The 12,615-nt window shown below is 63.4% G+C and carries 7 protein-coding genes; 2 read left to right on the plus strand and 5 right to left on the minus strand.

The genetic code is table 11. The features are described 5' to 3' along the window. On the plus strand, nt 1–339 hold a 339-nt coding region (locus tag L6D80_RS24545; RefSeq protein WP_236183082.1), incomplete at its 5' end, for a putative ATP-dependent zinc protease. Between the two features lie 97 nt (nt 340–436). On the opposite strand, the gene L6D80_RS24550 is transcribed toward L6D80_RS24545, so the two are convergent. The 5 genes from L6D80_RS24550 to aceE form a co-directional block, all read right to left on the minus strand. Beyond that, the gene (locus L6D80_RS24550; RefSeq protein ID WP_054903026.1) at nt 437–1,060 is read right to left on the minus strand and encodes a glutathione S-transferase; all 624 of its coding nucleotides are present in this window, start codon (nt 1,058–1,060) and stop codon (nt 437–439) included. A 3-nt stretch (nt 1,061–1,063) separates the two neighbouring features. Continuing rightward, nucleotides 1,064–1,732, minus strand: coding sequence for a peptide-methionine (S)-S-oxide reductase MsrA (gene msrA, locus L6D80_RS24555; protein WP_054903027.1), 669 nt, complete (start codon nt 1,730–1,732; stop codon nt 1,064–1,066). Between the two features lie 158 nt (nt 1,733–1,890). Continuing rightward, a complete protein-coding gene (locus L6D80_RS24560) occupies nt 1,891–4,581 on the minus strand; it encodes a putative bifunctional diguanylate cyclase/phosphodiesterase (protein WP_176516358.1) in 2,691 nt (896 codons plus the stop codon). Between the two features lie 325 nt (nt 4,582–4,906). Then, a complete protein-coding gene (aceF, locus tag L6D80_RS24565) occupies nt 4,907–6,538 on the minus strand; it encodes a dihydrolipoyllysine-residue acetyltransferase (protein WP_176516356.1) in 1,632 nt (543 codons plus the stop codon). A gap of 13 nt (nt 6,539–6,551) precedes the next feature. Further along, nucleotides 6,552–9,197: a pyruvate dehydrogenase (acetyl-transferring), homodimeric type gene (gene aceE / locus L6D80_RS24570; RefSeq protein ID WP_054903030.1), complete on the minus strand. Its 2,646-nt coding sequence runs from the start codon at nt 9,195–9,197 to the stop codon at nt 6,552–6,554. Nucleotides 9,198–9,580: 383 nt separating this feature from the next. Here aceE and glnE point away from each other — a divergent pair, with 383 nt between their 5' ends. After that, entirely contained in the window at nt 9,581–12,514 is a 2,934-nt protein-coding gene (glnE, locus tag L6D80_RS24575) for a bifunctional [glutamate--ammonia ligase]-adenylyl-L-tyrosine phosphorylase/[glutamate--ammonia-ligase] adenylyltransferase (protein ID WP_176516354.1), read from the plus strand. The last annotated feature ends 101 nt before the right edge of the window (nt 12,515–12,615 follow it).

Raw genomic sequence — 12,615 nt, forward strand, 5'->3', positions numbered from 1 at the left:
CAAGCGGTTTACCGCGGGCAAGCCGGACTGCTGATTGATTCAACCTGTACCGGCCCTTTCGCGGGGCAAGCCCGCTCCTACAAGCACTCCGCTGTACCTGTGGGAGCGGGCTTGCCCCGCGAAGACGAAGAGGAAGAGGGCGATGCACCCGAGCTTTCGCGCAGGCCGGTGGTCGACCTTGAGCTTTGCCTGGGCGACGAGAAGCGGACCGTGGAGGTAAACCTGGTCGACCGCAGCAGCTTCAACTATCCGTTGCTGGTGGGGGCCAAGGCCCTGCGCGAGTTCAAGGCTGCGGTGAACCCGGCCAAGCGGTTTACCGCGGGCAAGCCGGACTGCTGATTGATTCAACCTGTACCGGCCCTTTCGCGGGGCAAGCCCGCTCCTACAAGCACTCCGCTGTACCTGTGGGAGCGGGCTTGCCCCGCGAAGACGCCCGTCAGGCCACCGGTGCTGTCGCAATCATCGAAGGTCGTTTGCTCACCTCGGCATACCACGCCGCCAAGCCGGGCTGGTGCTCCCGCCAGCCGAAATCAGGCTGGCGCAAGTCCAGGTACCCCAGCGCGCAGGCCACACCGATCGCAGCCAGATCAAAGCCCGATATCAGCTCCGCCAGGTGCTCCTGCTCCAGGTTGGCCAGGCTGCGGCGTATCTTCCCGCTCTGGGCCGTGAGCCAGCCATCCCAGCGCTTGTCCTCAGGACGCAGAAAGTGCTCATAGCGGCTCGACACGGACGCATCCATGATCGCATCGGCTTGCGACGCCAGGGTCATGCGCCGCCAACGCGCGGAACCTTCGCGCGGCAGCAGCGGCAGGCCGACATGCTGCAGGTCCAGGTATTCGCAGATCACCCGGCTGTCGTGCAGCACGGTGCCGTCCGCCAGCCGCAGGGCTGGAATCTTGCCAATGGGGTTGTCCTGGTTGAGCTGCTCGTCGCCGCTGACCGGGCTGATGTTCACAGGCTGCAGCGCGACCCGGTCGAGCTGGCCGGTTTCGTGGAGCACCACCATCACCTTGCGCACAAAGGGCGACAGCGGCGAATGGAATAGCGTCATCGTGGTCATGGATCAGTTGCCCTGCAGGCTGGGCGGCAGGCACACGCCAGTGCCACCGATCCCGCAGTAGCCATCCGGGTTCTTGGCCAGGTACTGCTGGTGATAGGCCTCGGCGAAATACACGGTCGGTGCCTGGTCGATCTCGGTGGTGATTTCACCGAAGCCGGCCTTGTTCAGCTCCGCCTGGAAGGTATCGCGGCTGGCTTTGGCTTCCTCAAGCTGTTGCGGGGAAGTGCAGTAGATGGCCGAGCGGTACTGCGTGCCCACGTCGTTGCCCTGGCGCATGCCCTGGGTCGGGTTGTGCAACTCCCAGAACATTGCCAGCAGCTCGCGGTAGCTGACCTTGTCCTTGTCGAACACCACCAGCACCACTTCGGTGTGGCCGGTCAGGCCCGAGCAGACCTCTTCGTAGGTGGGGTTGGGGGTGAAGCCGCCGGCGTAGCCGACCACGGTGCTGACCACCCCTTCTCGCTGCCAGAAGCGGCGTTCGGCACCCCAGAAGCAGCCCAGGCCAAAGATGGCGAAGTCGATGTTGCCTTCGAAGAATGGGCCGAGCAGGGGGGTGCCTTCGAACACATAGTGGAACTCGGGCAGGGACATTGGCGTTTCGCGGCCAGGCAGGGCCTGTTCCGCAGTCGGTAGGACGTTTTTGTTCACCAGGATTTCTGAACGCAGGACCATGGCCGTTCCTCTGTGTTTTTCAGTTGGATAGGTGTTGAGCCCTTCGCGGGGCAAGCCCGCTCCCACAGGATTGGTGTTCAGACGCGAACTTGTGGGAGCGGGCTCGCCCCGCGATGAGGCCCGAATGGGCTCTATAGTGCCCGAGCTTGCAGCCGCTGTCAGGCCATTGGACCGCGCGGGTAGCGCTTGAGTTTTTCCGCAAGCTCTCGCCCGGGAATCGGCCGGTCGAACAGGTAGCCCTGGCCCACATCACAGCGGTGCCGGCGCAGAAATGCCAGCTGCTCCGGCGTCTCGATTCCCTCGGCCACCACTTTGAGCTTGAGGTTGTGGGCCATGGCCACCACCGCCGAAGTGATCTCCATGTCGTCCTGGTTGTCCGGGATCTCGTTGATGAAGCTGCGGTCGATCTTGATGATATCGATGGGGAATTTTTTCAAGTAGCTCAACGACGAGTAACCGGTGCCGAAGTCATCCATGGCCAGGGTAAGCCCCAGGGCCTTGAGTTCGTCGAGCTGGCGGTGCGTGTCTTCGGTCGCCTCCAGCAACAGGCCTTCAGTCAGCTCCAGCTCCAGCAGGTGAGGGGGTAGCGCTTCTTCCTTGAGGATCGAGCCAATCGAAGCCACCAAGTCGGGGTCGGAAAACTGCTTGGGCGAAAGGTTGATGGCCACGTGCAGGTTGCCCATGCCGGCTTCGCGCAGTTGCTGGCTCATGCGACAGGACTGGCGCACCACCCATTTGCCGATAGGGATGATCAGGCCGGTTTCCTCGGCCACGCTGATGAACTGGTCCGGGCGGATCATGCCGCGCTCGGGATGGTTCCAGCGCAGCAACGCTTCCAGCCCCAGCAACCGGCCACTGCGCAGGCACAGCTTGGGCTGGTAGAACACCTCCAGCTCGTTCTGGGTCAGGGCGCGGCGCAGGTTGTTCTCGACGAACAGCTTGTAGCTGGCTTCGGCGTTGAGCACCTCGGTGAACACCTGCACCTGGTGCTTGCCGTTGGCCTTGGCCTTGTGCAGCGCCAGGCCGGCGTTTTTCATCAGCGTGGTCGGGTCACTGCCATGCAGCGGCGCGCAGGCCAGCCCCACCGAAGCGGTGACGTTGATCAACTGGTTGTCGACGAACATCGGCTTGTCGAGGGTACGCAGCAATTGCAGGGCGACGCCCTGGCCGTCTTCCAGGCTGGTGTCGTCGAGCAGCACGGCAAATTCGTTGCTGGCAAAGCGGGCAAGTACGCCGCTGCTACTGAGGCTGTTGCGCAGGCGACGGGCCAGGCTCACCAGCAGTTTGTCGCCCGTCTGGTGGCCGAGGCTGTCGTTGATCCGCTTGAAGTTGTCGATGTCCACCAGCAGCAGGCAGATCGGGTTGTCGCCGTCGCGGGCGAAACGTTCGTCAAGGCTGCGGATGAACGCCGGACGGTTGCCCAGGTTGGTCAGGTTGTCGGTGTAGGCCAGGCGTTCGATGCGTTGCTGGGCCAGCTTGGTTTGCGTGACGTCTTCGTAGATACCGATGTAGTGGGTCAATTCACGGTTGTCGCCATACACCTTGGAAATCGACAGCTGCCCCCAATAGGGCTCGAGGTTCTTGCGCCGGCTCTTGAATTCACCTTGCCAGCTGTTGCCCATGGCCAGGCTCGACGGCGTGTCGAACAGCAGCTCGCTGAGGTTTTCCAGCGCTGGCAGCTCGGCCAGGTGATGGCCTTGGACCTCATCGGTGCTGTATTGGGTGATCGCGGTGAAGCTTGGGTTGACGTACTCCACCACGCCTTCGCGGTTGACCAGCAGAAACGCGCTGGCGCTCTGCTCTACGGCGCGCTGGAACAGGTGCAGCGCGCTGGCGGCGGTGCGCCGGTTGTGGTTGGTGATGACCTGGGCGAACTGGTCGGCCAGCTCGCCGGCAAAGGCGATTTCGTCCGATTGCCAGGCCCGTGGCTGGCCGGTCTGCTCCAGGCACAGCACGCCGATCACCTGACCATCGACACGGATACTGGCATCGAGCATGGCGTTGTTGTCGCCATACAGGCTGGCCGCCAGTTCGCGGGTACGCGGGTCGTGGTTGGCGTTGTGCGCGTCGATGGCGCGGCTGGCGTGCAGCGCCTCGAGGTAATCGGGAAAGCGGCTGGCGTCGATGGGCTCGGGCAGACGATGCGCCTGCTCAAGTCGGAACCACGCGCTGATCGGCTCCAGGCGCTGGTCTTCCAGGTACCAGATGCTGGCGCAATCGACCTTGTAGATTTCGCAGGCGCTGCGGGTGATCAGCTGGGCGGCTTCGAGCAGTGAGTTCTCTGCACTGTAGCGTTGGCGGGCGAGGCGCAGGATCAGGTCCTGCTGGCCGCGCACGCGGTCCAGGTGTTCGAGCTGCTCCTGCTGGGCACGCTGGTTGAGCTGCAGGGCCAGTTGCAGGCGATTGTTGCGCGACTCAAGGTCGTTGGCGTCCAGCTCCCCTTCATCTTCGGCCTGGTGTTCGAGCACCGTCAGAAAGCCGCGCAGCAGTTGGCGATTATGCTGTTTGTAGGCCTCACCGGCTTCGAGCAGGCACAGCGAACGCGGCTGGGCATGCAGGGTGTAACGTACGCGGTAGTAACCACGCGTGGCCAGTTGCCGTTGGATTTCGTCGTGCAGTTTGTAGCGGGCCTCGGGTTCCATGAGGCTGGCATAGGGCGAGTCGACCAGCGCGCAAAGCTCGGCAGCGGGCAGGCCAAACTGGCGCTCGCAGGCCGGGTCCAGGTAGAGCATTGCCCAGGTGGCTTCGTTGAGCCTTTCGAAACGCAGCATACCCAGCCGCGAGGGCACGGGAAGCTGCGTGACGACCTCGGCCGCCACACGGCTGGCGGCATCGGGTTGGCTTTTCATCGAGGACTCGCTTGAAGAGGGGGACGCGGCCTGGGCGGCGGCGCATCTGGCAAGGTTGCATCATGTCCCGAGGGCTGGCAAGCAGCCGTGTGGGCGTCATCTATATGTTTTCGGCTGCGGGGTTGGAAACTGTAGGTTGCTGCCGCTTTGAGGATGGTGTGCAGCCCAATCGGCGGCAATAGGGGCACTGCTTTTTCCGTGGGAGCCGCGTGCCGGCGATGAGGCCCTCACAGGCAAAAAAAGCCCCGCCAAATGACGGGGTTGAGGTACGAGCGTGGCAGCTCGAAAAGGGTACCTGCCCCCCCGAAGGGAGGCAGGCTGCGTGTTACAGCAGCAGGGTGCGGATATCCGCCAGCACGTCGCCCAGGCGCTTGGTGAAGCGCGCGGCGGCGGCGCCGTTGATCACGCGGTGATCGTAGGACAGCGACAGCGGCAGCATCAGTTTCGGCTGGAAGGCCTTGCCATCCCAGACCGGTTGCATGGTCGCCTTGGACACACCAAGGATCGCCACTTCAGGCGCATTGACGATCGGCGTGAAACCGGTGCCGCCAATGTGGCCGAGGCTGGAGATGGTGAAGCAGGCGCCCTGCATGTCGTCGGCCGACAGCTTCTTGGTGCGTGCCTTTTCAGCCAGGGCCGCAGCTTCGCCAGCCAATTGCAGCAGGCTCTTCTGGTCGACGTTCTTGATCACAGGGACCAGCAGGCCGTCCGGGGTGTCCACGGCAAAGCCGATGTGCACGTACTTCTTGCGGATGATGGCCTTGCCGCTGGGTGCCAGCGAGCTGTTGAAGTCCGGCAGTTCCTTGAGCAGGAAGGCGCAGGCCTTGAGCAGCAGCGGCAGCACGGTCAGCTTGACGCCAGCCTTCTCGGCCACGGCCTTCTGCGCCACGCGGAAGGCTTCCAGCTCGGTGATGTCGGCGGAGTCGAACTGGGTAACGTGCGGCACGTTCAGCCAGCTGCGGTGCAGGTTGGCAGCACCGACCTGCATCAGGCGGGTCAGGGCCACTTCTTCTACTTCGCCGAACTTGCTGAAGTCCACCGCCGGGATCGGCGGGATGCCAGCGCCGCCAGTCGCGCCGGCAGCTGCCGGTGCTTCCTTGGCCTTCTGCATGACCGACTTGACGTAGACCTGTACGTCTTCCTTGAGAATACGGCCGTGCGGGCCAGTCGCGGTGACCGCGCCCAGCTCGACACCGAATTCACGGGCCAGCTGACGCACCGCCGGGCCTGCGTGAACCTTGGCGTTGCTGCCGGCAGCCGGTGCGCTAGCAACCGGAGCCGGGGCAGCAGCCGGAGCGGCAGCGGCAGGTGCAGCAGCCGGAGCAGCTTCAGCCTTGGCCGGTGCAGCCGCGGCCGGTGCTGGCGCCGCGGCCGGGGCGGCGCCGGCGACTTCCAGCTTGAGGATCAGGTCACCGGTGCCGACTTCGTCGTCCAGCTTGGCAATCACTTCCTTGACCACGCCAGCGGCGGGCGAAGGGATCTCCATGGAGGCCTTGTCGGACTCCAGGGTGATCAGCGACTGGTCGGCTTCGACGGTGTCGCCGGCCTTGACCAGTACTTCGATGATCTTGGCCTTGCCCGACGAGCCGATATCCGGCACGTGGATGTCCTGCACGCTGGCCGCAGCAGGGGCGGCAGCCGGCGCTGGCTTTTCAGCGGCCGCTGCGGCAGGCGCCGGGGCCTCTGCCTTCTGTTCTGCGGCAGGCGCCTCGGACGCCGCAGCGCCCTCGGCTTCCAGGACCAGCAGCTCGTCGCCTTCTTTCAGGCGATCGCCCAGCTTGACCTTCAGTTCCTTGATGACGCCGGCCTTGGGAGCCGGGATTTCCATGGAGGCCTTGTCGGACTCCAGGGTCAGCAGGCTCTGGTCTGCCTCGATACGGTCACCGACCTTGACGAACAGCTCGATGATTTCACCTTCACCGCTGCCGATGTCAGGTACGCGAATGAGTTCGCTCACTTAAAAATACTCCTCAGCAGTCCAGTGGGTTGCGCTTGTCCGGATCGATGCCGAACTTGACGATGGCGTCGGCCACCACCTTCGGTTCGATCTCGCCACGGTCAGCCAAGGCTTCCAGGGCAGCCAGCACCACGAAGTGACGGTCGACTTCGAAGAAGTGACGCAGCTTCTTGCGGCTGTCGCTGCGACCGTAACCATCGGTACCCAGGACTTTGAACTCTTTGCTCGGTACCCACTGGCGAATCTGTTCGGCGAACAGCTTCATGTAGTCGGTAGAAGCGATGACCGGGCCTTTGCGGCCGGCCAGGCACTGCTCGACATACGTCTGCTGTGGCTTCTGGCCAGGCTTGAGGCGGTTGGCGCGTTCTACGGCCAGGCCGTCACGGCGCAGTTCGTTGAAGCTGGTGACGCTCCACACGTCGGCACCGACGTTGAACTCTTCACGCAGAATCTTCGCCGCTTCGCGAACTTCGCGCAGGATGGTGCCGGAGCCCATCAGCTGTACGTGGTGCGCGGCATCGCGGGTGTCTTCCTCGAGCAGGTACATGCCCTTGATGATGCCTTCCTCGACACCGGCCGGGATGGCTGGCTGCTGGTAGGACTCGTTCATCACGGTGATGTAGTAGAAGATGTCCTGCTGCTCTTCGGTCATCTTCTTCATGCCGTCCTGGATGATCACCGCCAGCTCGTAGCCGTAGGTCGGATCGTAGGTGCGGCAGTTCGGGATGGTGCCCGCCATCATGTGGCTGTGACCGTCTTCGTGCTGCAGGCCTTCACCGTTGAGGGTGGTACGGCCGGCGGTACCGCCGATCAGGAAGCCACGGGTACGGCTGTCGCCAGCGGCCCAGGCCAGGTCGCCGATACGCTGGAAGCCGAACATCGAGTAGAAGATGTAGAACGGCAGCATCGGCTGGTTGTGGCAGCTGTACGAGGTACCGGCAGCGATGAACGACGACATGGCGCCGGCTTCGTTGATGCCTTCCTCGAGGATCTGGCCCTTCTTGTCTTCGCGGTAGAACATCACCTGGTCTTTATCGACAGGCTCGTAGAGCTGGCCGACCGACGAGTAGATGCCCAGCTGGCGGAACATGCCTTCCATACCGAAGGTACGGGCTTCGTCCGGGATGATCGGGACGATGCGCTGGCCGATTTCCTTGTCCTTGACCAGTTGCGCGAGGATACGCACGAAGGCCATGGTGGTGGAAATTTCACGGTCGCCCGAGCCGTCCAGGATCGCTTTCAGCGTTTCCAGTGGCGGGGTCGGCACGCTGAAGCTCTTGGCACGGCGCTGCGGCACGAAACCACCCAGGGCGGCGCGGCGCTCGGCCAGGTACTTAGCCTCGGCGGAACCTTCCTCAGGCTTGAAGAACGGCAGGTTCTCAAGCTCTGCATCCTTGACCGGGATGTCGAAGCGGTCACGGAAGTGACGCAGGCTGTCGACGTCGACCTTCTTGGTGTTGTGCGCGGTGTTCTTGGCTTCGCCGGCACCGGTACCGTAACCCTTGATGGTCTTGGCCAGGATGACGGTCGGCTGGTCTTTGTGGTTGACCGCCTGGTGGTAGGCCGCATAGACCTTGTACGGGTCGTGGCCACCACGGTTGAGCTTCCAGATTTCGTCATCGGACAGGTCTTCGACCATGGCCTTGAGCTCTGGGGTGTTGAAGAAGTGCTCACGCACGTAGGCGCCGTCTTTGGCCTTGTAGTTCTGGTACTCGCCGTCGATGACTTCGTCCATGCGGCGCTGCAGGGCACCGTTGGTGTCCTTGGCGAACAGTGGGTCCCAGAAGCGGCCCCAGACGACCTTGTTGACGTTCCAGCCACCGCCGCGGAATACGCCTTCGAGTTCCTGGATGATCTTGCCGTTGCCGCGAACCGGGCCGTCGAGGCGCTGCAGGTTGCAGTTGATGACGAAGATCAGGTTGTCCAGCTTCTCGCGGCCAGCCAGGGCGATTGCGCCCAGGGATTCCGGCTCGTCGCACTCGCCGTCGCCCATGAAGCACCAGACCTTCTGCTTGCCGGCCGGGATGAAGCCGCGGGCTTCCAGGTACTTCATGAAGCGTGCCTGGTAGATCGCCTGGATCGGGCCCAGGCCCATCGAAACGGTCGGGAACTGCCAGAAGTCAGGCATCAACCACGGGTGCGGGTACGAAGACAGGCCGTTGCCGTCCACTTCCTGACGGAAGTTGTTCATCTGGTCTTCGTTGATGCGGCCTTCCATGAAGGCACGGGCGTAAACGCCTGGCGAAGCGTGGCCCTGGAAGAAGATCAGGTCGCCGCCGTGTTCTTCGGTCGGGGCCTGGAAGAAGTAGTTGAAGCCGATGTCATACAGGGTGGCACTGGAGGCGAAGCTGGAAATGTGGCCGCCCAGGTCCGAATCTTTCAGGTTGGTGCGCATCACCATGGCCAGCGCGTTCCAACGCACCATCGAGCGAATGCGGCGTTCCATGAACAGGTCGCCAGGCATGCGTGCTTCGTGGGTGACAGGGATGGTATTGCGGTATGGCGTGGTGATCGCGTACGGCAGCTGGGAGCCACTGCGGGTGGCCAGCTCGCCCATGCGGGTCATCAGGTAATGAGCGCGGTCTTCGCCTTCTTTGTCGAGGACCGACTCCAGGGCATCCAGCCATTCCTGGGTTTCGATTGGATCGAGGTCTTGCATGGCTTGCTCCAGGGCGGAAAGGCCACCAGAATCGGGGGCCTGAGTTTGCGACTGGCCTTATGGGCAGACGTCGTGAATTCTTGGATTACCGGAGTGTGACCCGGCGGCGTGTAGTTTTACTACATTTGCTTTCGCATTTCATGCTTTTGCACGGTCGGGGTAGTAGTAAAACTACACAAATGCGACGTTTAGTCGCACCTTGGCTTGTGAGGAAAAACGTTCATGTTGGTTGGCGTTGTGTCGCGATCAGGTGATTCTTGATGTTTCTTGCCAATGATTCGTTTTTTTCAGCTATTTCCAACTTTTGTACGACAGTCCAACCGTGGTCCAGTTTCCTCGTGGCCGCTTTTTCCCCTCACTTTCACGCCGATCAAGGATAGACCATGCGCCTGCCTTTGCCGCTCGAACTGCCTGCCACCCTGCAACCGCTGGTCGCGCGTAATCAGCAGTTTCTGCTCGATGCGCTGGTTAGCCATCAACACCTTGACCTGAACGCTTGGAGCCCGGCGCACCGGCAACAGTTCGATCAGGTTGCCGCCGCCAGCGACTTCGTCCTGGGCCTGGCCCAGCGGGAGCCGGCCATGCTGTTCGGGTTGCTGGAAAGTGGCGAGGTAGACCGCCGTTATGCCCCGGGCGAGCTGCGCGGGCACATCGCCGCCGCGGCCCAGGCAGCGCAGGGGGAAGACGAGCTGGCGCGCAACCTGCGCCGCGAGCGCAACCGCCAGCAGCTGCGCATCATCTGGCGCGACATCACCCGGCAGGCCGAACTGGGCGAGACCTGCCGCGACCTGTCCGACCTTGCCGATGCGGCCATCGACGAAGCCTACCAGTGGCTGTACCCGCGCCACTGCCAGCAGTTCGGCACGCCGATCGGCAATCGCAGCGGCGAGCCGCAGCACATGGTGGTGCTGGGCATGGGCAAGCTGGGGGCGGTCGAGCTCAACCTTTCGTCGGACATCGACCTGATCTTCGCCTTCCCCGAAGGTGGCGAAACCGAAGGGGTCAAGCGCTCGCTGGACAACCAGGAGTTCTTCACCCGCCTGGGCCAGCGCCTGATCAAGGCGCTCGACCCGGTCACCGTCGATGGCTTCGTGTTCCGCGTCGACATGCGCCTGCGCCCCTATGGCTCGGCCGGGGCACTGGTACTCAGCTTCAATGCGCTGGAGCAGTACTACCAGGACCAAGGGCGCGACTGGGAGCGCTATGCCATGATCAAGGCGCGGGTGGTGGCCGGTGACCAGGCCGCAGGCGCGGTGTTGCAGGACATGCTGCGACCGTTCGTCTACCGCCGTTACCTGGACTTCTCCGCCATTGAAGCGCTGCGCACCATGAAGCAGCTGATCCAGCAGGAGGTGCGGCGCAAGGGCATGGCCGAGAACATCAAGCTGGGCGCCGGTGGCATTCGCGAGGTGGAGTTCATTGCCCAGGCCTTCCAGCTGATCCACGGCGGGCGCGACCTGAGCCTGCAGCAGCGGCCCTTGCTCAAGGTGCTGGCAACGTTGGAGGGCCAGGGGTACCTGCCGCCGGCCGTGGTTGCCGAATTGCGCGCAGGCTATGAGTTTCTGCGCTACACCGAACATGCCATCCAAGCCATTGCCGACCGCCAGACGCAGATGCTGCCGGAAGACCACATCGACCGAGAGCGGGTGGCCTATATTCTCGGTTTCTCCGACTGGCAGGGCTTTCACGACCAACTGACCTACTGGCGCGGGCGTGTCGACTGGCATTTCCGCCAGGTCATTGCCGACCCGGATGACGAGGAGGGCGAAGGCGAGCTGGTGGTCGGTGGCGAATGGTCGCCGCTATGGGAGCAAGCGCAGGATGAGGAAGCCGCTGGCCGTCAGCTGGAGGAGGCCGGTTTCCAGCAGCCTGGCGAAGCCTTGCGCCGCCTGGCCGGGTTGCGTGCCAGCCCGCAGTTGCGCTCGATGCAGCGCATTGGCCGTGAGCGCCTGGATGCCTTTATCCCCCGGCTGCTGGCCCAGGCGGTGGAACACGACAACCCGGACCTGGTGCTGGAGCGTGTACTGCCCTTGGTAGAAGCAGTGGCGCGTCGGTCGGCCTACCTGGTGCTGCTCACCGAAAACCCCGGTGCCCTGCGCCGGCTGCTGACCCTCTGCGCCGCCAGCCCGTGGATCGCCGAGCAGATCGCTCGCTATCCGCTGCTGCTCGACGAGCTCCTGAACGAAGGCCGGCTCTTCAGCCCGCCGCTGGCGCCAGAATTGGCCGCCGAGCTGCGTGAACGGCTGACGCGTATCCCCGAGGACGACCTGGAGCAACAGATGGAGGCTTTGCGCCACTTCAAACTGGCCCACAGCCTGCGGGTGGCTGCCTCCGAGATCAGCGGCAACCTGCCGTTGATGAAAGTCAGCGACTACCTCACCTGGCTGGCCGAGGCCATTCTCGACCAAGTGCTGGCCCTGGCCTGGCGCCAGACCGTGGCGCGCCACGGCCAGCCGAAACGCAGCGACGGCAGCCTGTGCGACCCCGGCTTCGTGATCCTCGGCTACGGCAAGGTCGGCGGCCTGGAGTTGGGCCACGGTTCGGACCTGGACCTGGTGTTCATCCACGATGGTGACCCGCAAGCGGAAACCGACGGCGCCAAGCCTATCGACAGCGCGCAATTCTTTACCCGCCTGGGCCAGCGCATCATCCACCTGCTGACCACCCAGACCAACTCCGGCCAGCTCTACGATGTCGACATGCGCCTGCGCCCGTCGGGCGCTTCGGGGCTGCTGGTCAGCTCGCTCGGTGCGTTCGAACGTTACCAGCAGAACGAGGCATGGACCTGGGAGCACCAAGCCTTGGTGCGCGCGCGGGTGTTGGTGGGCTGCAAGCAGGTGGCAGCAGCGTTTGAGGGCGTGCGGGCCAAGGTGCTGGGGCAGCCCCGAGACCTGGACAAACTGCGTGCCGAAGTCAGTGAGATGCGCGCCAAGATGCGCGGCAACCTGGGCACTAAAGCCACCGCTGCCGGCACGGCGGCCAATGCCTTCGATGCGGGAGTAGCGTTCGACATCAAGCAAGATGCAGGCGGTATCGTCGATATCGAATTTATGGTGCAATACGCTGCTTTGGCCTGGTCGCACGACCATCCGGCCATACTCCGATGGACCGATAACATCCGCATTCTGGAAGAGCTGGAGCAGGCAGGGTTGATGCCGGCCAGCGATGCGATCCTGCTGCGTGAGGTGTACAAGGCATTTCGTTCGGCCTCACACCGCCAGGCCTTGCAGAAGCAGGCCGGGGTGATCGATGCAGCGCAGTTTGCCGATGAGCGCCGCCAAGTGCGGCGGATCTGGGGGCAGTTGGGGCTGACTTGAGGCCCAATGGAGCCTCGGTGGTACACTGTCCGCCACATAGCCTGAATATAAAGAGGGGAGGCCAGGCTGTAATGCAGCCTGCAGCCTCCCCGAGCGTTTCT

Source organism: Pseudomonas ceruminis (genome assembly GCF_021602025.1).
Classification (GTDB): Bacteria; Pseudomonadota; Gammaproteobacteria; order Pseudomonadales; family Pseudomonadaceae; genus Aquipseudomonas; species Aquipseudomonas ceruminis.